Here is a 24,351-nt window from a genome sequence, read left to right as displayed (position 1 = left end):
GTCAGCTCTGGTGTGCGGCAGCATACCGTCTGACAGTTGACTGTCGGGATTTCTTTGTAGTTTGTATACATAAGAAAGGAAGTAATGAAAATGGTTAAAATTATCATGCACGGATGTAACGGTCACATGGGACAGGTTATTTCCGATATCGTTGAGAAAGATGCAAATGCCCAGATCGTAGCAGGAATTGACATCGCAGACCAGGGGAAAAACAGCTATCCGGTATTCACAAACATTGATGACTGCCAGGTAGAAGCAGACGCTGTCATCGATTTTTCCTCCCCGAAGGCTTTTGACAAGCTGATGGATTACTGCGAGAAGAGAAACATGCCGGTAGTTCTTTGCACCACAGGTTTAAGCGAAGAGCAGCTTGCAAGAGTAGAAGAGAGTGCGAAGAAGATCGCAGTTCTGAAATCCGCCAACATGTCCCTTGGAATCAACACCCTTCTGAAGCTGGTTCAGGATGCAGCCAAGGTTCTGGCAGCTGCTGGTTTTGACATGGAGATCGTAGAGAAGCACCATAACCTGAAGGTGGATGCTCCAAGCGGAACTGCCCTTGCCCTTGCAGACAGTCTGAACGAGGCAATGGACAACCAGTATCATTACGTATATGACCGCAGCCAGAGAAGAGAGAAACGTGACGCCAGGGAAATCGGTATTTCCGCAGTCCGCGGCGGTTCCATCGTAGGCGAACATGAGGTGATCTTCGCAGGCCAGGACGAAGTGATTGAATTCAAGCACACCGCATATTCCAAGGCTGTATTTGGCAAAGGTGCTGTAGAAGCAGCGAAATACCTTGCTGGCAAACCAGCTGGAATATATGACATGAGCGACGTGATCGAAGGCTGACAGAAATATACAAAAATTGTAAAAGACATACAAAAAAATTGTTAAATTTATGGATTTACAGACAGCAATCTGTTTGCTATAATTCCACCATAAGTTGCAACGGAGCAAACTACTTAGAGAGTTTGCTCCGTTTTTGCGTTTATGGAATGGCAGACCAGAGTCTACATTGGTGAAGTATTTTTGTACCTGCCGCCATAACGTACCGAAACTTCATATGAGAGGAATGCGATATTGCATTTCTGCCATGCAGAAAGGGCTGCCACAGGGCGGGCCTTTTTGCGTTAGTAAAGCTGGAAATCCGGATAGCATAACTGCGCAGGCTGTTGTGAATCACTTCGGGAACCGCAACAGCAGGCTATCTGTATCGGCGAGAGTCAGAGAGGAGAAATTATTATGAGAAAAACAGCAAAAGCAATGGCACTTCTTACAGCAGCTTCTATGATCATGACAGCCTTTACCCCGGTTTACGCAGAGAGCACAGACACGGAGGATACTGCAGCAGTTGACTGGGAAAATGGTGAAAATATTAAAGCAATCAAGGATAAAGGTGTGATCACCGTTGCAACCGGAACTTACGTACCTTTTGAATACAGGGACGATGATAACAACATTGTAGGTTTTGATATTGACCTGGCCCAGTACATTGCAGACAAGCTTGGAGTTGACATGGAAGTGACAGATATGGAATTCCAGTCCATTGTTCCTTCTATCCAGAATGGTGAATATGATTTTTCCATCGCAGCAATGTATAAGACAGATGAAAGATGCGAGGTTGTGGATATGTCCAAATCCTATTGCGACAGTGGCATGATCCTTGCCGTAAAAGAGGATTCCGAGTACGCAGACACGGTTAAGAGCCTGGCTGACTGTGATGGCCTGAAGGTTGCCGTAAAAGAGGGCGCAACTTCTTATAATGTAGCACAGAGCTTCCTGGACGAGAATCCGGATGTTTCTTATGAGATTGTTCAGTACAAAGATACAGTAGGATGTGTATCAGACCTTCTGGCAGGCCGTGTGGACGTTGTTGTAAACGACCTTCTGAACCAGAAGATCCTTTCCCAGGAGTACGAAGGAACCAAGATCGTGTGTGATCCATTTACCCATGCAGAGAACGCCATCGCCGTACAGAAGGGAAAAGACGATCTGCTTGCATTTATCAATGAGTGTATTGACGAGTATTATGCAGACGGCACTTATGATGCACTCTGGACAAAATGGATCGACGCTTCCGGCGAGGGAGAAGAAGTTGCTGCTGCAGAAGATACGGAAACCGCGGAATAAAACAGGGAAATACTTCTATGCAGGAAACGAGTTGCTGTGAACAAGGTGAACAGTAACCGGAAAAGTAAGGAAGAAAGGATAAACCGGCTATAATTACTGGTCACAGGGGAAATAGTATGGTAACATTGAAATGGTCACTTGTATTTGACAAAATGTCATCACTGCTCCATGGATGTGCAGTGACGATGGAAATATCGGTTCTTACACTTATTTTTGGTACGATTCTGGGCGTTGTGCTTGCCCTGATGAGGGACAGCCGCATAAAGGTGGTTGCAAAGATCGCACAGCTGTACATCTGGATCTGGAGAGGAACTCCGCTGATGGTGCAGGCATTTCTGATTTACTTCGGTTTGCCAAACCTGGGCGTTACTCTTAGCGCTATGACAGCTGGTGTGCTTTCCATGTCCCTGAATACAGGCGCATACATTGCAGAAATCGTCCGTTCCGGTATCCATGCTATTGACCCGGGCCAGAGAGAAGCTGCCAAAGCACTTGGAATGCCCTGGCATCTGGAAATGCTCCGGATCGTGGCACCACAGGCAACCAAGATCTGTATTCTGCCTCTTGTAAACCAGTTTATTGCCACCATCAAAAATACCTCGATCCTGTCCGCCATCACGTTGACAGAGCTGACAAGAGAGGGAACCCTGATTGCTTATAATTCTTTCCATTATTTTGAGCCGTACATAGCGGTTGCGGTATTATATCTGATCCTGACAACTGTATTTACACAGATTGCAGGAATTTTGGAAAGGAGGATGGCATAAATGGCAGAAGATGTTATTTTAAGTGTAAAAAATATCAGCAAAAGCTTTGGTGATCTCCAGGTACTGAAGGGAATCAGTTTTGACATACATAAAGGGGAAAAGATTGCGATCCTTGGCCCCAGCGGTTCTGGTAAATCCACAATCCTCCGGTGCATCAACCAGCTGGAAACCTACGACAGCGGTGAGATTGATTATATGGGAAAACCGGTGAATTCCGGCCAGGCCCTTTATGAGCTGCGGCAGCATATTGGAATGGTTTTCCAGAGGTTCAATGTTTTTACCCATATGAGTGTGCTCCAGAATGTGATCGAGGCACCGGTCCATGTGAAGAAAGTCCCCAGGCAGGAGGCTATTGCAAAGGCCAAAGAGCTGCTGAAAATGGTTGGACTGGAAGGCAGGGAAGAGGCCATGGCAAAGAATCTTTCCGGCGGACAGCAGCAGAGAGTTGCAATCGCAAGAGCAATGGCTATGAACCCGGAGGTGATCCTTTTCGATGAGCCTACCAGTGCACTGGATCCGGAGCTGGTTGGAGAGGTCTTAAGCGTTATCCGTAAAGTAGCGGCTGAGGGCGTTTCCATGGTGATCGTCACCCATGAGATGAATTTTGCCAGAGAAGTAGCGGACCGGATTTTGTTTATGGAAGATGGCGTGATCGTGGAGGATGCGCCTCCGGAAGAGTTTTTCGAGCATCCGAAGAATGATCGTATTCGTCAGTTTATCAGGAAAGTTGAGGAAAGGTAATTCAGGATGGACTACATAATCAAAGATGGCTGGATCGTAAATGGAAAAAAGGAAAAGCCATTTCATGGAGATCTTGTAATAGAAAATGGGAAAATCGCGGAAGTGGGAGCTCATGTGGAGATTCCTGCCGATTTTCCGAAGGAGCGTGTGCTGAATGCAGCCGGTGGTTATATAACCCCCGGCTTCATTGACATTCACAGACACGGGGACTGGCAGGCATTTGGAAACGGGGATGACGAGCTTTTGAACCGGCAGGGACTGACCACTGTGGTGAATGGAAACTGCGGGCTTTCGGTGGCTCCGGCTGGAGAGAAGTTTGGGAAAGAGATCGCCGGATTTCTCAGCAGCGTGACCGGGGATTTTCGTTTGGGGAAAGATAGAACTATAGAGGATACTGAAAGCGTACTTTCCTCAAAAAAGAAAGAGGCGTCTTGCAAAATTTCAGCGAAAGAAAGTGAGAGAGATGCTCTTGAAATTATGTCAACCATGTCTGCCTACATGTCCGCACTGGCAAAGGAAAAGCGCAGCGTCAACACCGGAATGCTTGCAGGAAATGGAACCATCCGGGCCGGAGTAAAAGGCTATGCCCCTGGGAAGCTCTCTAAGGAAGAAGTACACCAGGTATGGAAGGCAGTGGAGGAATCCCTGGCAGCAGGAGCCCTTGGGATCAGCCTTGGAATTGCCTATGCCCCGGAATTTGAATATGACAGAGACGGGCTTGTGGAGGCACTGCAGCCCTTGAAGGGCACTGACATTCCCATTACCACCCATATCCGAAATGAAGGAGACGGGATCCTTCTGGCTTTGCAGGAAGTGATTTCTGTGGCGGAAGAGCTACAGATCCCTTTGCATGTAAGCCACATGAAATGCATCGGAAGAAAAAACTGGGGAGAGACACCGGTGAAGATCCTAAAGCTGTTTGACCAGGCCGCAGAGCGCGGCGTGAAGGTGGATTTTGACCTGTATCCCTATCTGACTGGTTCCACCCAGCTGGTGCATCTTCTTCCACCACAGTTCCAGGAAGGGGGCACAGACGCCATCTGTGCAAGGCTGGCAGATCCATCCTGCAGGAAAGAGATTACAAAGGTTCTGAGGCAGCCTTCTGATATTTTCGAGAACATTGTGGAGCTGGCTGGCTTTGACAGGATCTATGCCAGCACCTTACATACAGAGAAATTCAGAAGCTTTGCAGGGGAGTCTATTGCAAAAATCGCAGAACAGTTTGGGCAGGATCCTTATGATACCCTGTATGATATCCTCCTGGCAGAGCGCTGTCAGGTCACCATGCTGGACACCATTGCCTCAGAGGAGGACATGCTGTATTTTCTGAAAGACAGCCGGGCAAATCTGATCTCTGATGCCATCTATCCTGCTGGCGGCAAATATCACCCAAGAGTTTACGGTGCTTTTCCCAAGCTGCTCACCGACTATGTGCGGGATAAAAAAGTTTTTTCTATTGAAGATGCAGTATACAAAATGACGGCAAAACCGGCCCAGGTTCTGGGACTTCCACTGGGAACCCTGGAAAAAGGAATGCCCGCAGACATCAATGTATTTCATCTGGACCGGTTAAAGGTTCACGCGGATTTCCAGAACCCGGATCAGTATTGTACAGGATTTGATTATGTGCTGGTGGGCGGAGAGATTGCGGTAGAGCAGGATAAATGGAAAAATTCCAGAAGCGGCAGAATTGTGCGGAGAAATGCTTAAGCGAAATTTGTTTCTCGGCTTTGTGGGAGCGTTTCCATGGCATTATAGGAAAATGTATAAGGTTGCAAATGGAAGAAGGAAAGGTCATTATGAAATTAACAGAAGAGCGAAAAGCGGAGGTTCTTGCCCTCTGCAAAAAACTGATTTCCAATAGAAGTTATTCCGGTGAGGAAGACGCGGTCGCCGGAGCGTTGAAATACTTTATGCGCCAGAAGAAGTTTGACGATTTTTTCACAGATCAATACGGCAATGTGGTAGGGGAAATCAAAGGCGACAGGCCTGGAAACAAGGTGCTTTTTGATGGACATATGGACACGGTTCCGGCTGATAATAAGGAGGCCTGGAAGCATGATCCTTTCGTGCCGGTAGTGGAAAATGGCAGATTATATGGCCGTGGAACCTCAGATATGAAAGGGGCAGTTGCTGCTTTTTTCTGCGCGGCTGCCTACTTTATGGAGGATCATGGAAAGGATTTTGCCGGGGAAATTTATACGGCGGGAGTGGTTCATGAGGAGTGCTTCGAGGGCGTGGCAGCCAGAAGCATCAGCGAGCTGGTGAGACCAGACTATGTGGTGATCGGTGAAGCTTCCGAACTGAACATCAAAACCGGCCAGCGTGGACGTGCGGAGATCATTCTGGAAACCTTCGGAAAAGCAGCCCATTCCGCCAATCCGGAAAAGGGGATCAATGCAGTAAAGAAAATGTGCAGGCTCATTGGCGAAATTGACAAGCTTCAGCCGCCTGTCCATGAGCATCTGGGAAAGGGAATCCTGGAAGTAACCGATATTATTTCTTCCCCCTATCCTGGCGCTTCCGTAGTTCCGGAGTATTGCAGGGCAACCCTGGACCGCAGACTGCTTACCGGGGAGACCAGAGAGAGCGTTCTGGCTCCCATCCAGGAGCTGATCCGCCAGCTGGAAAAGGAAGATCCGGAGTTTTCTGCCAAGGCCTCTTTTTCCGTAGGCAGCGAGAAGTGCTACACAGATGAGGAAATCCAGGGCGAGCGCTTTTTCCCAGGCTGGTACTATGATCCAAAGCAGGACTACATCCAGAAAATCCTGAAGAAAGTCCGGGAAGCAGGCTACGATCCCAAACTTACCCAGTACAGCTTCTGCACCAACGGCAGCCATTACGCCGGCGAAAAAGGCATCCCCACCATCGGCCTTGGCCCGTCCAGAGAGGACCTGGCGCATACTGTGGATGAATATGTAGAACTGGACCAGCTTTATGGGGCGGTGGAATGCTATTATGCGGTGATGGAGGCGCTGCTGCTTTAGTAATTAATTCTTGTTTGGTTAAGTTTTGAAAATAAAATAGAAATTTCTTCCAGAATAGTTTTTCTTCATCTGCACATATTAGGAATACACAGCAGTATTTTCAGCTGAAAGTATTCTTATAGAAAAGGAGACAGATGAGATGAAAAAAGTAAAACGTATGCTCATAGGTACTTTGCTGGTGTTTACATTATGTATGCTCACAGCATGCGGAAACGACAATAACAATGCGGCAGACGAGGTTCCAAACAACACCAATGATGTCATGGATAATGCAGAAGATGATAATATGCTGGATGACGCAGGGGATAATGGTACAGATGGAAATGTAACAGACGGCAATGTGACAGGTGATACCGCAGTACCGGATGACGCTGGTACAGCAGGTGACGGTGCTGTTCCTGAAGATAATGTGACCGAAAATAACAACTCCGTTTCCGGCGCAATCGGCGAAGGCGTGGAAGAATTAGGCGATGGAGTAGCTGACGGTGTCCGTGATGTAGGGGATGGCGTGGGCGATGCAGTGGAAGGCGTTGGAGACGCTGTGGACAATGCGGCGAATGGTAGATAATAAGAAATAGATGTAAAACGAAAAGGCGTTGAATGAAGAGAGGTGTTTCATTCAACGCCTTTTTGTGATATGATTTCAATAAATTTGTGAGTAAAATACAGGATAGATACATCTTGCAGAAAGCCTTTTTTCAAACACGCTCTAGAAAAAAGATGCAAGAAAAGGAGGATCATCATGAAATTTCGTCCATGCATAGATATACATAATGGAAAAGTAAAGCAAATCGTAGGAGGAAGCCTGAAGGATGCGGGGAATCAGGCGCAGGAGAATTTTGTGTCGGAGCAGGATGGGGCTTTTTATGCTTCTTTGTATAAAGAAAAGGGGCTGAAGGGAGGACATATTATCCTTCTGAACAGTGCGGATTCTGAATATTTCCAGGCTACGAAAGCCCAGGCGATGCTGGCCCTTGGAGCCTATCCAGGCGGTCTTCAGATTGGCGGCGGTGTAAACACGGATAATGCTGCCGATTATCTTGTTGCCGGTGCCAGCCATGTGATCGTCACCTCTTACGTCTTCCGCGACGGTCACATTTCCTGGGAAAACCTGGAAAAAATGGTGGAAGCAGTAGGAAAAGAACACCTTGTTCTTGACCTTAGCTGCCGTAAAAAAGACGCTGCCTACTACGTGGTCACAGACCGTTGGCAGAAATTTACAGAGGAAAAAGTAACTCTGGAACTGATGGAAAAACTGGGAGCTTACTGTGATGAATTCCTCATTCACGCAGTGGACGTAGAAGGCAAGGCAAAAGGTATAGAAGTCCCGCTGGCGAAGCTGCTTGGTGAATACAATGGACATCCAGTCACTTACGCTGGCGGCGTTGGCAGCATGGAGGATATCCAGAACCTGAAAATGGCAGCAGGCGGAAAAGTGGACGTGACCGTGGGAAGTGCCCTGGATCTGTTTGGCGGCACCATACCTTTTGAAAAATTGATAGGCAACTTATAAATGTGAAAAAATTCGTAATTTTTTCAGAAAATGATGTTAATTTTAAGAATAATGTGTTATAATATACCCATCAAACAGCAAAGGGGATGGAAGCATGAAATTCATTATCAGCGGAAAGAACATCACAGTGACAGACGGGCTTCGTACAGCAGTAGAAGATAAGCTCGGTAAACTGGAAAGGTATTTCACTCCTGACACTGAAGTTGTCGTAACTCTTAGTGTAGAAAAAGAAAGACAGAAAATTGAGGTGACGATCCCGGTTAAGGGCAACATCATCCGTTCCGAGCAGGTCAGCAACGATATGTATGTATCAATCGACCTTGTAGAGGAAGTAATCGAACGTCAGCTCAGGAAATACAAGAACAAGATCGTGGACAAGCAGCAGTCAGCTGCCAACTTCCAGAAGGCATACCTGGACAAGGACTACGAAGAGGATGAGGAAGTTAAGATCATCCGTACCAAGAAATTCGATATCAAGCCGATGTATCCAGAAGATGCATGCGTTCAGATGGAGCTTCTTGGACATAATTTCTTCGTATTCTGCAATGCAGAGACCGATCAGGTGAATGTGGTTTACAAACGTAAAGGCAACACCTACGGACTGATCGAGCCGGAGGATTAAGCAGAACTGCTTTTTGAAAATTAAATATGTGAAACAATGGAGTCCCGGAGGCATATGTCTCCGGGATTATTACGCTAATCCAGGAGAAGAAATCAACTGGATATATGACTTGTGGGCGGAAGAGCAACTCTAAAGAGTGGTTTACATAAGCGACCTGGAAGAGGTTAAGAATAATTCCGCAGTCGAAATTATTTGAATTGGAAGTTCGGTTTCGCCATAAACACTGTAAGCCAGAAAACCGGCCCCATTTTCCAAAGGAACTGCGTGGGTGCGCATATCCGGATGCAGGGTAAGAATATCCCGGAAGTTTCCGGTAATCCCCTCCCCAGTAAGCTTGACCGCGCTTTCCTTCATCGCCCAGATCCGGCAGAAATCCTGGGAAGACTTTAAGGAGGCAAGTTCCTCCTGGGTGCAGACCCTGCGGATCAGAGAATCCCTGGGCTCCGTAATTTTCTGGATGTCCAGTCCGATTTCCTGGTCATGAAGCGCACATCCGACGAAATCTCCGCTGTGGCTGAGACTAAAAAAAGGCATATGCGCACCCAGGAGAAAAGGCTTCCCGGAAGCTGCTTTCCGAAATTTTGGAACCGCTTCCATTCCATATTCTTTCCGCAATCCGTATGCCAGAAGCAGCCACGCCAGGGCAGAACGCTTCTGGTCCTCTGGATGTTTGAAATGGAACGCATATTCCCTGCGTTCTGGCGGGAGTAACTGCAGGCTTCGCTCAAAGGATTGCACTGAAAATGTACGAAGTTCCTGAAAAAGATAGATCATAAATAAAATTCTCCTGAAATTGGGGCTGATCAAAATGTTATCATCAAAGGTGAACTGGAATGTCTTGTCATTGGTAACTGCAAACCTCAGATGGCCGCGCTTACTTTACTATAGCACATTTGCATCTTTCTGGTAAATCCCGTCAGGCTATTTTATAAAAACAAGGCGCGATTTCAGACATATTTTGTTCACCAAATATTTATTGTTTTCCATGCCAAAAAGTGATAGAATAAACTGGTATGTTAAACAAAATGTATAATTCTACAAAAAATGTAATTCGTTATATTACACAATATAGCATCTAAAAAGATAGACAGGAGTATAAAAGCTAAATGAACATGTTTTCAAAAGTTTTCGGAACCCGCAGCCAGCGTGAGGTAAAGCGTATCATGCCTCTCGTTAAGAAAATCGAGGATCTGCGTCCCGAAATGCAGAAATTAACCGACGAAGAGCTTCGCGGTAAGACTAGAGAATTTAAGAAACGCCTGGAAGAAGGAGCTACCCTGGATGACCTTTTACCAGAGGCATTTGCGACTGTCCGTGAGGCGGCTAAGCGTGTACTTGGAATGGAGCATTTCGAAGTACAGCTTATCGGTGGTATTGTACTTCATCAGGGCCGTATCGCCGAGATGAAAACTGGTGAAGGTAAGACCCTTGTAGCTACCTTGCCATCCTACTTAAACGCCCTGGAGGGTAAAGGGGTTCACGTTGTCACAGTCAATGATTACCTGGCAAAGCGTGATGCCGATGAGATGGGACAGGTTCACAGATTCCTTGGACTGACCGTAGGCGTGGTTCTGAACGATATGAAGCCGGAGGAGCGCCGCGAAGCCTATAACTGTGATATTACTTATGTAACCAATAACGAACTTGGATTCGACTATCTTCGTGATAACATGGTTATCTACAAGGAGCAGCTGGTACAGCGTGACCTTCACTACTGTATCATCGATGAGGTCGACTCCATTTTGATCGATGAGGCCCGTACTCCTCTGATCATTTCCGGTCAGAGCGGCAAGTCCACCAAGCTGTACGAGGTTTGTGACATCCTTGCACAGCAGTTAGAGCGTGGAGAAGCCAGCCATGAGATGACTAAGATGGCAGCGATCATGGGCGAGGAAGTTATCGAGACCGGTGACTTTGTTGTAAATGAGAAAGATAAGATCGTTAACCTTACCGAGCAGGGTGTGAAGAAGGTTGAGAAATTCTTTAATATTGAGAACCTTGCAGATCCGGAGAACCTTGAGATCCAGCACAACATTATCCTTGCACTTCGTGCCCACAATCTGATGCACCGTGACCAGGATTACGTTGTAAAAGATGACGAGGTTATGATCGTCGATGAGTTTACCGGACGTATCATGCCAGGCCGTCGTTATTCCGATGGTCTCCACCAGGCAATCGAGGCGAAAGAGCATGTTAAGGTAAAACGCGAGAGCAAAACCCTTGCAACCATCACCTTCCAGAACTTCTTTAACAAATACGATAAGAAAGGTGGTATGACCGGTACTGCCCTTACCGAGGAGAAAGAGTTCCGTGATATCTATGCAATGGACGTTGTTGAGATCCCGACTAACAAGCCGGTTCAGCGTAAGGATTTAGACGATGCCGTATACATGACAAAGAAAGAAAAATTTAATGCAGTTGTCCAGTCCGTTAAGGAAGCTCATGAGAAACAGCAACCTGTACTGGTTGGTACTATTACCATTGAGACTTCTGAGCTCCTCAGCCGTATGCTGAAGAGAGAGGGCATCCAGCACAACGTACTGAATGCCAAGTTCCATGAGCTTGAGGCTGAGATCGTAGCACAGGCTGGTCAGGCAGGTGCAGTTACCATCGCAACCAACATGGCAGGTCGTGGTACAGATATTAAGCTTGATGACGTGGCAAGAGCTGCCGGCGGTCTGAAGATCATCGGTACAGAGCGTCATGAGTCCAGACGTATTGATAACCAGCTGCGTGGACGTTCCGGACGTCAGGGAGATCCGGGAGAATCCCGTTTCTACATTTCCCTTGAGGACGACCTGATGCGTCTGTTCGGATCTGAGCGTCTGATGAAGGTGTTCACCTCCCTTGGCGTAGCTGAGAATGAGCAGATTGAGCATAAGATGCTTTCCAATGCAATTGAGAAGGCACAGGAGAAGATTGAGTTTAACAACTTTGGTATCCGTAAAAACCTTCTTGATTATGATCAGGTTAATAACGAGCAGCGTGAGATCATCTACAAAGAGCGCCGCCAGGTACTTGACGGTGAGAACATGCGTGATGCCATCTATAAGATGATCACAGATATTGTAGATAATGCAGTAGATATGTGTTTTTCCGATGATGTAGATTCCGAAGAGTGGGATCTGGACGAGTTTAACAGCGTTCTCCGTCAGATCATCCCTATCGAACCGCTTACCACTGAGAAGGTGAAGGGCAAGAAAAAGAACGAGATGAAGCATCTCATCAAGGAAGAGGCTGTGAAGCTTTACGAAGCAAAAGAGTCAGAGTTCCCGGAGCCAGAGCAGCTGCGTGAGCTTGAGCGTGTTATCCTTCTGAAGAGCATTGACAGCAAGTGGATGGATCACATTGATGACATGGAGATCCTTCGTCAGGGTATTGGCCTGACTGCTTATGGCCAGAGAGATCCGGTTGTTGAGTACAAGATGGCTGCATTTGATATGTTTAACAGCATGATCACTTCTATTCAGGAAGATACTGTCAGAATGCTGTATCATGTACATGTTGAGCAGAAGATCGAGCGTGAGCAGGTGGCTAAGGTTACTGGTACCAATAAGGACGATTCCAGCGTTCGTAAGCCGGTTCAGAGAAAAGAGATCAAGGTTTATCCGAACGATCCGTGTCCTTGCGGAAGCGGTAAGAAGTACAAACAGTGCTGTGGTAGAAAGACCGCGAATGTTTAATAAAACAGCCTTTATAGAATCTTAAAGGGAACAGAACATGCCTCGCGAGTTCTGTCCACGTAAAATTAAAGAACGGAATTCAGAATGAAAAAGATCTGAATTCCGTTCTTTTTTATAATTTTTGAAGCTGAAAAATTTATGGCATCTGGCTGGGCGCAGTTCCGAACTGCTTCTTATATGCCCGGGAGAAGGTGGTGTAGTCGGAAAAGCCGCTTAATTGGGCGGATTTTAAGACGGGGATGCCTTCGGCAATTTTGGTGCGGGCCAGGAGGAGACGCTTGTTGATAATGTAGTTGTGGATGGTGTAGCCGGTCTCTTCTTTGAATTTGCGCATCATATGGTACTTGCTCAGGTAGTATTTCCGGGCCAGGGTTTCGATGGAGAGATCTTCGGTCAGATTGTGGTTGATGTACCGGAGAAGCTCTTCCACCTGGGAGTCGCTGCTGTAGGAGCGGGCGTCGTAGATGTACTGTTTCTCCAGGAAAATGCGGTTTACATAAACCATGAACTGGGTGAAGAGGGCAGTTCCAAGGAGGTCGCTCCCTAATTTTTCGTCTTTTAGGGCGGCTTCTAATTCATAGAGAAGCTGCTTTAATTTTTCCTGGGTATCAGAATCCAGGCGGATCAGGTTGAAGCTTCGGTCGATGGCTTTCTGGAAGCAGCGGAGCAGGTCAGCCTGGGCGATATCGTCCCGGATCCACAGGACGAAGCGCTCGTAGGGAACCGAGAAGTCGATTTCCGGCTTGTGGATGGCGTGGCGGTTTACCAGAAGGATGTCCCAGGGCTTTAGGTAGTAGGACTTTCCCTCAATGTGATAGGCTGCTTTTCCTGAGAGAAAGATGATCACCTTGTGAAAGTCGTGGTAATGGTAGGCAAATTCCCGTTTGGTCTGGTCTTTGATGTGAAAAAGCCGGAAGTCCTGCTCCAGATAGCCGGTTTTTTCCGTGGGTTCGTTGAAATAGTTCATAGGCAGCAGCTCCTTCGTAAGATGTCTCTATTATAAAATAATAACCGCATTTTTTGCAATATATTTCGCAAGTTCTTCTATATACATTGGAAAAATAAACGATATACTGGATACATAAGATGGGTTTTACGAAGAAAGGAATTGAAAACAATGAGAGACAGCATTATCATGACAAAATATCAGGGCTTTGGAAACGATTATCTGGTACTGGATGCAAAGAAAAACCAACTGCAGCTGCAGGGCAAAAAAGTAGCTCTTCTTTGCCAGCGTGGATTTGGCCTTGGCGCAGACGGCGTGCTTTACGGACCAGTTGAGATTAATGGAAAAATGGGAATGCGCATTTTCAATTCCGACGGAAGCGAAGTCGCTATCAGTGGAAACGGTGTCTGTATTTTTGCAAAATATCTTATGGACAATGAGTATGTGACAGAGAAAAAATTTGCCATTGAGACTTTATCCGGAACAATTGAGGTAGAGTGCCTAAACGCCAGAGCCACAGAGTTCCGTGTAAACATGGGAAAGGCCTCTTTCCTTTCCAAAGAAATTCCAGTAACGGGTGAGATTCGCGAGGTGATCGATGAGCCATTTACCTTCAACCAGAAGGAATACAAGGCGACCTGCCTTACCGTAGGAAACCCACACTGCATTATTTTTATGGACCAGGTATCCCCGGAAAAAGTGCGGGAGCTTGGACCATATGTGGAAAATGCAGATGATTTCCCGGAAAGAGTGAACCTGCAGATCTGCCGCCAGATCGACAAGGGCAATCTGGATATTGAAATCTGGGAGAGGGGAAGCGGATACACGAAAGCATCTGGTACAGGCAGCTGTGCAGCAGCCATTGCAGCTTACCGAAAAGGCTTCATGGAGAACCGGATTAATGTAAACCAGCCCGGCGGCATGATCCAGATCGACATCCAGGACGACGGAACCATTTTTATGACCGGCACAGTTGGATATATTGCGGAGATCAGTGTGGCGGAGAGCTTTTTCTCATAAAAAGAATATGTCGCCTATTGGTACCGTCATCATATAGGAAAGTTTGCTGTTCCGCGCCTATAGCTTTCCCACTGGTGTGACTGCATTCGTAATCTGAGTTGTAATAAAATGTAAGGCAGCAGCAAAATATTGGAAAAAGTGAGTAAGGATTCAGGTATAGAAGTAAGAAGACTTCTGCATCTGAATCCTTTTTTTTTCGCGGGCAACGAGCTAAAGTCCAGTTCTTCCTTCTTATTGATAAAAAAAGTACAATGTGTCACATAAAAAAAGATAGACACATCTAACACAAATGTGTTAAATTAACAAATGTTAGAAAACACTAATGAAAGTTAAAGAGGAGGAAGAAAATGACTGATAAAAAGTTATTTAGAAAAATTGCTCCGATTATCATGAGCGTGGTTGTTGCAATGACCAGCTCACCTGTCGGAGTAATGGCAGAAGACTTTACCTCTGGTGATGTTGCCGTTGTAGAGGAATATACCCAGGAGGAGACAGATACTTATGACGGGTATTCTGAGGGCGTAGCTTCTGAAGATGCTGCTGAAAGTGGCTTTGAAGCAGCAGAGGAAGAGGACGGTTTTGGCGATGGAGAAACAGAAGATGAATTTACTTCTGATTCCGAAGCAGCGCTGTTCTCTGACGGAGAGACAGAGGTGGAAACACAGTCTGTTGAAGGTGTGGAGTATGTTTTAATGAACATCCCATATGAGGCTTTTTACAGATCCCAGCTTAGCAACAACAATGTAATAGTAGATGCTTTTACCTCAGCTACCTTAAATAAATCCAGAACAGCTGGTATGATGAACGGTAATGCAGCTTATCATACAGATGCAGCAGGAACCAATCTTGCTGGTGTAACGTTCCCAGTAAAGATCAGTGATCCATCTGTCCTTGCAAACCTGAAACAGGTTACCGATGATACTTCCGTAACCATTTCTGTTACAAACAGAGGACAGACCAGCAACAACACCTACACTGGAAAAAATGCACTGATCGAAAGTGCTGATTATTCTTATTATATCTTAACAGAAGCTCCTTCTTATTATAAAGAGCTGACCGTAGATGAGGCTGGAAACTTCTCATTTGGACCAGTTCAGGGAATGGATGCACAGACAGTTTCTATTGCATCTACATTTACAACAGATACATCATATGGCGATTATGAGTTAGATCTGAATGATGACACCTTTGGAAAGTATATCACTTTACAGTCTAGTGATTCAAATGCAGTTCTTGACAGTGTTTACGGCGCTGTGATCAATACAACAGACGGAACTACTTATGCTCTCCGCCATCTTGAAAATATCTGGAGAGGCGGCCATCTGGCATGGAGCACCGGATTTACCACAACCGTTCACGGCGGTCCGGTAAGCTCAGCGCATTACGTATCCATGATGGGCAAAACCATTTCCAGTGTAACCTACTATACAAGCAAGGGAATCATCAATTTTGATATTGAGGATACCTATGTTCCGGTAACAACTGGAATCACAGCAACAGCAGCAGATGTAAAAACATCTGATACAGCTCTTAAGGTAGAGCTTTCCGCTGCGCTTCCTTCCGATTTTGCAGTTTCTTATACCGTAGACGGCGTAAAGGCTGAAGGAAAAGATGGTGTTGTAACAATTGACAAGCTGACAATGGGACAGCATGAGGTTGTTGTTTCTGATGCAAACGGAAAATATGCCCCTATCAGCACAGCATTTGAGGCAAAAACAGATGTTAAGCCAGCTGTATATAACGAATATGATCTGAAGCTGACAGCAGCTACAGACATTACAGCTGAGCAGTTTGCAGCATACATCAAAGCAATTTCCAAAGTAAAAGTTGGGGAAAAAGAGTATGCAGCAACCGGAAGAGGAGCTGTGACAGTTGTTAAGGAAGACGGTTCCTTTGATTTTTCCAAGGCGGATGTAAATGAAGGTGATACAGTAACTGTATATGCAACAGGATATGAAAATGTAACCTTTACTTACAGCGAAAACGTTTATGCATACGCAGGTCTTACATGGGCTCAGTACTGGGCTGCTGAAAATGTTCTCAATGCAGGAAGCACAGCTTCCTCTGATACTGCAGACAGAAGAGGCGAGAAAGACCTTGGCGCATTTGACGCAGTAACAAGAGCAACTTCCAATCATGGACTTCATAGAGGAAGCTTCCAGACAATCGCAACAATTTATACAACAGCTGGAAACTCATACAACTTAGCAGGCTGGAAGGATAAATCAACAATGATCCTTACGGATGGAAGTACAGCTTCTTTTGGAAGAGGCACTGTAAATGGAGAAAATATTGATCATTATGTAGTATCCGGACTGAAATACGTTCCTGTAAAAGTGAAGAGAGCAGACTATAGCGCATTTAAAGATGCTTATACAGTTGTGGAAAATGGCGGAACCTTATTCGGAGGTTTTGGAGAAGATAACTTACAGGCCTATACAGCAACTGCGGCAGTAACCGGAAGTACCAATGGATTAAAGACAGCTGTGAAAGCGGAGGATGGCTCCTTTACTTTCAGCGCAAGAGCAAACGGTTCCGATTCCGGACTGAAGGATACTGCACAGAAAACAGCAGATGGCATTACAGCTACTGTAAAACCTGGAAATGGTTCCTATGGTGAGTTCCTCAGAGTTGACCTTACCGGAAACTATGGTGGTCTTGGTGAGGCCATGCAGGCTGTAAAATGGACCTATTATGGAAATGACAGCACATACAGCACTCCGCTCCAGTCTTATGGAACTAAGTTTGCAGCAGATAACTGGATGCATAGAAAGATGGGAGTACAGCTTGGACTTAGTGATTCCTTAAGATGCCAGCTTCCAGAAGGATATGATGAAACCGGATACTGGACACTGACAGTTTACGGACTTGGCTATGCAGATTACACTGTAAAATTCCAGGCTGCATCTGAAAATATTGCAAAACCTGCAGGCGATGCAGATTCCGCTCCACTGGAAAACATTATCGCAGAAGCAAAAGCTTTAAATGAGGCTGATTACACTCCTGAGAGCTGGGCTGCTGCAAAAGACAATATTGTAAACGAGCTGGAAGAGTGCGAGGACATGCTTGCAAACATCAGCCAGCAGACAACTTACGGTGTAGAAGAGCAGATCGGACATTTAAGAGAAGCTATTGACAGCCTTGTAAAAGCGGAATTCAAGCTGAGTGCAGAAAAAGCGTCTCTGGATACAGACAAGAACAAAACAACAACACTGAAAGTTACTACCAACATGACAGGTGATGTTACCTGGAAGAGCAGCAATGAAAAAGTGGCAACTGTTGATAAAAACGGTAAAGTAACAGCTGTAAAGGCTGGTACCGCAACTATCACAGCAACACTGGGCTTGAAGAGCGCAGCCTGCACCGTTACTGTTAAAGAAGTTGTAAAGCCAACCCCAACTCCAAAACCGGTAACTCCAACTCCAGCTCCGGTTCTTACAGCAAAAGCACAGGCCGCAACTATTTACGCTGGTGGAACTACAGGAAATACAACTACTATTAATGTAACAAAGAGCGGAATCACAGAAGCTGCTAAATTTACAAGCAGCAACACAGCAGTAGCAACTGTAGATGCGAACGGTAAAGTAACTGCAAAGAAAGCAGGAAAAGCAACTATCACAGTAACTGCTGGAAAACTTACCGCAAAAGTTGACATCATTGTTGCGAAGGCTGGCGTTACCGCAAAAGCAAATAGCGCAGTGATCTATACAAAGGGACAGAAATCAACAAACCTTACGGTAACAAAGAATGGTATCAGCGGAACTGCAAAATACACATCCAGCAACAAGAAGGTTGCAACTGTTTCCACTAAGGGTGTTGTAACAGGTAAGAAGAAGGGTACAGCAACCATTACAGTTACATGCAATGGCGTATCTAAGAAATTCAAAGTAAAAGTAAAATAATGTTACCGTTCATTCCGTGACCAGTAACAAAATAATGGCTGCTGTTTTACACACAACCATTAAATGATATGAGTGTCAAAAGGTCTTTTGCCACTCATTTGATACCCCGGATTGCTCAGCAGCTACGCTGCTCCCGCAATCCTCCAAATATTCGAAATCCGCTGATTTACTGTGTAAATCGCTACTTTCTCATATTTGGCGTGTCCAAAGTTCAAACGCCTTATCGTGCAAGCACGAACGGCTTTTTGACCTTTTGACACTGGTATCATTAAATAAGGTAAAAGCAGAAACGGGGGCCGTTTGTTAACAGCCCCTGCTTTTACTTGTAAATGGAAAGTAATTTTACAAAGCAATTTAAGATGTACCAGGCAGGAGACAGCATGAAAAAAACAGACGACAATAAGAATCACTTTGAAAAAAGAATCTGGTTAAATTAGCCCCGGCTGTGGTAGTGATCGCAGCAGTGGCAGCCGCCGCAGGTGCCCGGAATATGGATGCAAAGACCAGTCAGACAGCAGATGAAAAAAGCATTGTAAAATCAATAGAGGTAGAAAACTGGCTGAAAACAGCTTATACATATGAAGAAGAGGACGAAGACGAAATACTGAAAAGTAATGGAAATCAGTCTTCTTCCAGTAAGAAAAAGAAATCCAAAACAACATTGAAAACAGGTGGAATCAAAAAAGGCTCTGCCAAGACTCTGCCTGTAAAGTCTGCAGAAGCATCAGGACAGGGGCAGGGAACAACCACCACGCCTACCACAGAAGTTCCGAAATACGGTTACAAAGATGGCACCTATCAGGGAAGCGGAACTGGTTTTGGAGGAACTATCACAGTACAGGTAACAGTATCTGGGGGAAAAATTACGGAAATAGATATCATAAGTGCTTCTGGAGAAACAGGCTCTTATTTATCCAATGCTACAGGGGTGATCAGCAGGATCCTTTCCAGCCAGTCTCCCAATGTGGATGCGGTCAGTGGTGCTACTTATTCTTCCAATGGAATCATCCAGGCGGTACAAAATGCCTTAGGAAAAGCTGCAAACAGTAAGAAGAAAGTAACCCCGACTCCAAAGCCAACAAAAAAGCCACAGCAGGATACTTCTGTTCATTATAAAGACGGTGTTTATGAGGGACAGGCAGAAGGCGTTGACGGGCCTGTAACGGTAAAAGTCACCATAAAAAAAGGAAAGATCAAAAAAATAACAAATACCAATACAGATACTCCGGAATTCTTTAACAAGGCATGGAAAAATATTAAAGCAGATGTGCTTGCAAGACAAAGTCTGTCCGGTGTAGATGCGGTCAGTGGCGCAACATTTTCTTCCAATGGTATTCTTGGAGCTATTTCCCAGGCACTTTCCCAGGCGTCTGCAGATCCTGACTCCGGGGAAAATGGCGAAATCACGCCAGTTCCAACACAGACGCCATCCGATGAAGCGCCGACAGTAACCCCGCAGCCCACAGTTTCCCCAGATATACCATCTGATGATCCTTCCGATGATCCGGATACACCATCTGAAGTGAAGACATTGAAAGATGGCACTTATATGGCCTCTGCCTATGGATATTCAGGTCTTGTTAATATAACCTTGACCGTAAAAGATGGAAAAATTATTGAAATCACAAATACAAATTCGGATACAAGAAGCTTTTTTAATAAAGCATGGAGAAAAATCCAGCCACAGATTCTGGAAAAACAGACCGCAGAAGGAATCGATACGGTTTCCGGTGCAACCTTTTCCTCTACAGGAATCCTGGATGCGTCAAAATCGGCGCTTGAACAGGCGAAAATTACTGAAGTGGAGCCTATTGTAACTCCGAAGCCTACAAGCACACCAAAACCGACAGAAGCGCCGCAGCCGACAGAAGCACCAGAACCAACCATTATCCCGGAGCCAACCAGTACCCCGGAACCAACCAGTACCCCAGTACCGGATGAAACCCCGGAACCAACCAGTGCACCACAGCTAACAGGAGCGCCAGAACCAACCAGTACTCCGGAGCCAACTCCGGCTGGACTTTATAAGGATGGAACCTATACTGGCATTGGGGAGGGCAATGATGGTCCGGACAGTGTGCAGGTAACGGTGATTATTTCCGGTGGTCAGATCGTCAGTGCAACCTATACCTCCTATGATGACGAGGACTATGTGGATGAGGCCTGGAACGGAATTATTGGACAGGTGCTGGGAAGCCAGTCTGCGGACAGTATAGATACCGTATCTGGCTGCACCTATTCTTCCCAGGGAATTATCCAGGCATTTAGAAATGCATTAAACCAGGCAAAAGGAGCATAACCCATGAAATACCAGAGTTTTATTATGAGAGTTTTATGTCTGATCCTGATCATTGGAGCGGTACTTGGCTACAATTCCATGCAGAAAAAGGACAGTGATACAGAAAAAGACCAGCAGATTGCCAGCCTGACCACAAGAGTGGAGGCTTTGGAAAAGCAGCAGGACGAGATCTTAAGTGCAATTGAGGAAGCTGCCAAAGCCCAGGAAGAGGCGAAGAAGAAAGCAGAGGAAGAAGCAAAGAACAAGAAGGACAGTGCTGCGAAAGAGGAAGCTGATGCTGATAAAGATGCAGAAAATCAGGCTGATGCAGATAGTGAAGCTGATTCTTCTGATGAAGCGGAGGAAAGTGAAGAACTTGCATACAAAAACGGAACTTATACAGGAGACGGCCAGGGCTTTGGCGGAAACATCCAGGTTCAGGTCACTCTTGAAAATGACACCATCACAGACATTCAGGTGGTAAGTGCGCCAGGTGAGGACTCCGCATATCTTTCCCAGGGACAGGGCGTGATCAGCACCATTCTGGCTACCCAGAGCACGGATGTGGATACCATTTCCGGTGCAACCTTCAGCTCCACTGGAATTATCAATGCTGTAAATGATGCACTTGGAAAGGCGGAAAATCAATGAAAAAAAGGCAGAGAAAAATCCGGCTGATCCGCGCCGGAATCCAGCTTCTGTTTTTCATTTTTGCCCCGGCACTTTTTTCCACAGCCTTTGCCGGTGTAAAATCCATTTTCCAGGCAATCGCAGCGCATCAGGCGGTCACCTGGAACTCTTTCCTGGATGTGACAGCCGTACTGCTTGTGGTAACCAGTCTGTTTGGACGGCATTTCTGTGGATATGCATGTGCATTTGGCTCGCTGGGAGATGCGTTGTATGAGCTGACCGTGTTTGTGAGACAGAAAGTATTTCATAAGAAGGGACGCCACGGTTATTCTGGGAAGACGATCCGCATTCTTCAGAAAGTGAAGTATATCTGGCTGGCAGTTTTGCTGATTTCCATTCTTACCGGCTGGTATGGACAGCTTCAGGGCATGAGCCCATGGGACGTATTTTCCATGCTGACTGCGGGAAGACTGCCTGGAGCCACTTATAAGATTGGCATCATCCTGCTGATCCTGATCATGATCGGAATGTGTACACAGGAACGGTTTTTCTGCCAGTTCCTCTGCCCAATGGGCGCAATTTTTGCTATAATGCCTATAGCACCCTCCGCACTATTTAACCGTGACCGAAACACCTGTCCGGCGAAATGCGGCGCCTGCAAAAAACGCTGCCCGGCCCACCTTGACATTGACGGAGATACCCCTCTTTCCGGAGAATGTATCTGCTGCCACGCCTGCCAGGGAATCTGTCCGAAGAAAAATATCCGGATCGGGATCCCGAAGGTGAAGGAAGAGAGGGAAGCAGTACAGGAGAATGCAGCAAAAGTTTGAGAACAGTAGATTAAAATAACAGCAGAAAGAACAGGATATGAGTAAGAGAAGAAGAAAAGCGAAATTTCAGAATGAAATTGATTTAAATAAGGTATATTGTGAAAAGAAACCAGTGAAAGGTTTGTTACATGGTTGTTTGAGTTCGGTTAGTGGGGGAATTCATTTAAGACAGAGAAGCGTGGTTGGAGTTCTATGCAGCAGTCTGCTGCTTAGTGGTGCCTCGGGAATAATGCCTGGAAAAACAACTACAGTTGTTTATGCAGCTGATATTGAAAAATATACCAATGCGGACTTTGCAATGGACACGGTAGTTTCCGAAACCCTCTATACCTCTGGCGAGGACCTCAACACCCAGATCGGGGAAAAACTCCGCGAAATGGAAACCACCCTCCTTTCCTGGACTGACGAAAACTCCCAGATTTCCCGGCTGAACAATGCCGACGGAGGGACCGTGGAGGTTGACACTGATCTTGCCGCAGACCTTGCGAAAATTCGTCAGCTTTCCCAGGACTCAGACGGAGCCTTTGATCCCACTCTTGGAAAGATCATCCGCCTGTGGGACATCGATGGCGAGAGTCCTCACGTACCAGACCAGTCTGAGATAGACGCCCTTCTTCCCGAAGTGGGCTACGGGAAAATCCAGCTGGATGGGAACCAGGTAACCCTTCTGGATGGCTGTACCCTGGATCTTGGAGCAGTTGGAAAAGGCATGGGCTGTGATCTTATCATGGATTACCTGAAAACCCAGCCAGAGGTCTCCGGCATGATCCTGAACCTGGGCGGCAGCAGCGTCATGACCTACGGCGAAAAGCCTGACGGCTCCCCCTGGAAAGTAGCCCTCACCGATCCCAGGGATACTGAAGGTGACTATCTTGGCGCCATCACCCTGGACGCCAATCAGTTCCTTTCCACCTCCGGCGACTACGAGAAATACTTTATAGAAGATGGAATCCGCTACCACCACATCCTGGATCCCAAGACTGGCTACCCCGTCCAGAATGGTCTTACCTCCGTCACCATCGTCTGCGACCAGGGCTACCTGGCCGACGGTCTCTCCACCGCCTGCTTCGTCCTGGGTCTGGACGCCGCCAAGTCCCTCCTGGAAAAATACAGTGCCGAAGCCGTATTTGTGGATGAAGATAAGAATATATATGTGACAAGTGGTTTGATGGACAAATTTGAACTCATGAAAGATGGATACACAGTAAACGAAGCATAGGATATTTTGGAAACGTAAAATAAATTAAAACAATAGAAAGAGCTGCAAGCAATAGTCAGGGAACTATCGTTTGCAGCTCTTTTTCAACCAACAGCATTTGGACTGGAATATACCCAGTCCAAACACGTTCGGTATTAATACCTTACGGAATTCTTTTTAAAACCTCTTTCGTCAGCACTCCAATGAGCAGTCCTGTCACAACTCCCGACACCATCAGCGCCGGAGTGTAATAATACAACAGTCCCATGGTATGCGTGGCAGGAATCGCCACCAGCAGCTGCCCAATATTGTGGGAAACACCGCCGGCCACACTTACGCCCAGGTGCCCGAAGCCCACCTTATTTTTCACAAAAACCATCACCATCAGGCTGACAGTTGCCCCCGCCAGACTATACATAATACTGGAGCCGCTTCCAAACATGAATCCGATAATAAAAATCCTCACCAATGAAACCAACGCCGCCTCTTTCCAGGTATACCTTTCCAGCACAAAAAGCACCGCCAGGTTCGCAAGCCCCAGCTTCATCCCGGGAATTCCCGCAAAAAACGGAATCAACGACTCCACATACCCAAAAATAATCGCAATGGCCGCAAACAGCCCAAGATACGCCGTCTTCTTCTGATCCATAAACTTACACCACTGCGTCAAATCCACCATCAGAACCCTGTGAATCTGAATCGCCCTCTCCATGAATGACTACTCTGTTGGGCAGGCACACAATATATCCGCCTGCACTGCCAACTGCCGGCTGCTTCATACAAAGATGATCCGGGCAGTCCGCCTCCGTCATCTTCACTTCGCCGTCCTTAATTTCACACACATTGGTATCCCCGATCTGGATCACCTGATCCTCGTCCAGTGAATACGTCCCATAAAGCTCCCCATCCACCGTGATCTGGATAGAACCATGAGTCCCATGGGGAACCACATAAACGAAAATACAAAGCACCACTGAAATAACCAGCAATGCGCCAATAAATAACGCTTCTTTTTTCTTCAAATAAATACCTCTCTTAGAGAACCAAACTGCTGCAATCCGAAGAATTCTATAGAGATTTTTCTGTAGCACTTTAGCCCGTTTT

At 46.2% G+C, this 24,351-nt stretch carries 20 protein-coding genes; 16 read left to right on the top strand and 4 right to left on the bottom strand.

Annotation, left to right across the window (positions count from 1 at the left end; translation table 11 throughout):
• Positions 1-90: 90 nt before the first annotated feature.
• The 9 genes from dapB to hpf all read left to right on the top strand — a co-directional run bounded on the left by dapB (position 91) and on the right by hpf (position 8,760).
• A complete protein-coding gene (gene dapB / locus ACTQ50_RS01365; protein WP_441482635.1) occupies positions 91-849 on the top strand; it encodes a 4-hydroxy-tetrahydrodipicolinate reductase in 759 nt (252 codons plus the stop codon).
• Positions 850-1,242: 393 nt separating this feature from the next.
• Positions 1,243-2,130 (top strand): ABC transporter substrate-binding protein, encoded by an 888-nt coding sequence (locus tag ACTQ50_RS01360; protein ID WP_441482634.1) that lies wholly within the window; start codon positions 1,243-1,245, stop codon positions 2,128-2,130.
• Positions 2,131-2,246: 116 nt separating this feature from the next.
• Positions 2,247-2,897, top strand: a complete 651-nt coding sequence (locus ACTQ50_RS01355; RefSeq protein WP_441482633.1) for an amino acid ABC transporter permease — start codon at positions 2,247-2,249, stop codon at positions 2,895-2,897.
• Positions 2,898-3,638 (top strand): amino acid ABC transporter ATP-binding protein, encoded by a 741-nt coding sequence (locus ACTQ50_RS01350; RefSeq protein WP_441482632.1) that lies wholly within the window; start codon positions 2,898-2,900, stop codon positions 3,636-3,638.
• A 6-nt stretch (positions 3,639-3,644) separates the two neighbouring features.
• Positions 3,645-5,348, top strand: a complete 1,704-nt coding sequence (locus tag ACTQ50_RS01345) for an N-acyl-D-amino-acid deacylase family protein (protein WP_441482631.1) — start codon at positions 3,645-3,647, stop codon at positions 5,346-5,348.
• A gap of 86 nt (positions 5,349-5,434) precedes the next feature.
• On the top strand, positions 5,435-6,625 hold the full coding sequence (locus ACTQ50_RS01340) for a YgeY family selenium metabolism-linked hydrolase (protein ID WP_441482679.1): 1,191 nt from the start codon (positions 5,435-5,437) through the stop codon (positions 6,623-6,625).
• Positions 6,626-6,764: 139 nt separating this feature from the next.
• A complete protein-coding gene (locus ACTQ50_RS01335) occupies positions 6,765-7,193 on the top strand; it encodes a hypothetical protein (protein ID WP_441482630.1) in 429 nt (142 codons plus the stop codon).
• A gap of 174 nt (positions 7,194-7,367) precedes the next feature.
• On the top strand, positions 7,368-8,138 hold the full coding sequence (gene hisA / locus ACTQ50_RS01330) for a phosphoribosylformimino-5-aminoimidazole carboxamide ribotide isomerase (protein ID WP_441482629.1): 771 nt from the start codon (positions 7,368-7,370) through the stop codon (positions 8,136-8,138).
• 94 nt (positions 8,139-8,232) lie between these two features.
• On the top strand, positions 8,233-8,760 hold the full coding sequence (gene hpf, locus ACTQ50_RS01325; RefSeq protein WP_118582188.1) for a ribosome hibernation-promoting factor, HPF/YfiA family: 528 nt from the start codon (positions 8,233-8,235) through the stop codon (positions 8,758-8,760).
• Between the two features lie 141 nt (positions 8,761-8,901).
• Here hpf and ACTQ50_RS01320 read toward each other — a convergent pair whose 3' ends face one another.
• Positions 8,902-9,534: a 4'-phosphopantetheinyl transferase family protein gene (locus tag ACTQ50_RS01320; RefSeq protein ID WP_441482628.1), complete on the bottom strand. Its 633-nt coding sequence runs from the start codon at positions 9,532-9,534 to the stop codon at positions 8,902-8,904.
• Positions 9,535-9,866: 332 nt separating this feature from the next.
• On the opposite strand from ACTQ50_RS01320, the gene secA reads away from it, so the two are divergent.
• A complete protein-coding gene (gene secA / locus ACTQ50_RS01315; protein ID WP_295307458.1) occupies positions 9,867-12,443 on the top strand; it encodes a preprotein translocase subunit SecA in 2,577 nt (858 codons plus the stop codon).
• Positions 12,444-12,579: 136 nt separating this feature from the next.
• Here secA and ACTQ50_RS01310 read toward each other — a convergent pair whose 3' ends face one another.
• Entirely contained in the window at positions 12,580-13,410 is an 831-nt protein-coding gene (locus tag ACTQ50_RS01310; RefSeq protein WP_441482627.1) for a helix-turn-helix domain-containing protein, read from the bottom strand.
• Positions 13,411-13,560: 150 nt separating this feature from the next.
• Between ACTQ50_RS01310 and dapF the strand changes: the two genes are divergently transcribed.
• The 6 genes from dapF to ACTQ50_RS01280 all read left to right on the top strand — a co-directional run bounded on the left by dapF (position 13,561) and on the right by ACTQ50_RS01280 (position 23,268).
• Entirely contained in the window at positions 13,561-14,409 is an 849-nt protein-coding gene (gene dapF / locus ACTQ50_RS01305; RefSeq protein ID WP_441482626.1) for a diaminopimelate epimerase, read from the top strand.
• 347 nt (positions 14,410-14,756) lie between these two features.
• Entirely contained in the window at positions 14,757-18,311 is a 3,555-nt protein-coding gene (locus ACTQ50_RS01300) for a penicillin-binding Tp47 domain C-containing protein (protein WP_441482625.1), read from the top strand.
• Positions 18,312-18,756: 445 nt separating this feature from the next.
• Positions 18,757-20,610, top strand: a complete 1,854-nt coding sequence (locus ACTQ50_RS01295) for an FMN-binding protein (protein ID WP_441482624.1) — start codon at positions 18,757-18,759, stop codon at positions 20,608-20,610.
• Between the two features lie 3 nt (positions 20,611-20,613).
• Positions 20,614-21,240 carry an FMN-binding protein gene (locus ACTQ50_RS01290; protein WP_441482623.1) on the top strand — a complete coding sequence of 209 codons (627 nt, stop codon included), beginning with the start codon at positions 20,614-20,616 and terminating at the stop codon, positions 21,238-21,240.
• The gene (locus ACTQ50_RS01285) at positions 21,237-22,049 is read left to right on the top strand and encodes a 4Fe-4S binding protein (RefSeq protein ID WP_441482622.1); all 813 of its coding nucleotides are present in this window, start codon (positions 21,237-21,239) and stop codon (positions 22,047-22,049) included. Before ACTQ50_RS01290 ends, ACTQ50_RS01285 begins: the two co-directional genes overlap by 4 nt.
• 37 nt (positions 22,050-22,086) lie before the next feature.
• The gene (locus tag ACTQ50_RS01280) at positions 22,087-23,268 is read left to right on the top strand and encodes an FAD:protein FMN transferase (RefSeq protein WP_441482621.1); all 1,182 of its coding nucleotides are present in this window, start codon (positions 22,087-22,089) and stop codon (positions 23,266-23,268) included.
• 142 nt (positions 23,269-23,410) lie between these two features.
• Here the strand turns inward: ACTQ50_RS01280 and ACTQ50_RS01275 are convergent, their stop codons facing one another.
• Complete coding sequence (locus ACTQ50_RS01275; protein WP_441482620.1) at positions 23,411-23,896, bottom strand: Gx transporter family protein; 486 nt, start codon at positions 23,894-23,896, stop codon at positions 23,411-23,413.
• 4 nt (positions 23,897-23,900) lie between these two features.
• On the bottom strand, positions 23,901-24,269 hold the full coding sequence (locus tag ACTQ50_RS01270; RefSeq protein ID WP_441482619.1) for a NusG domain II-containing protein: 369 nt from the start codon (positions 24,267-24,269) through the stop codon (positions 23,901-23,903).
• Between the last annotated feature and the right edge of the window lie 82 nt (positions 24,270-24,351).

The organism is Blautia sp. Sow4_E7, assembly GCF_052116245.1.
In the GTDB taxonomy this organism is placed as follows: domain Bacteria; phylum Bacillota; class Clostridia; order Lachnospirales; family Lachnospiraceae; genus Blautia_A.
The sequence above is the reverse complement of the archived record's forward strand: the minus strand, read 5'-3'. Positions and strand labels throughout refer to the sequence as shown.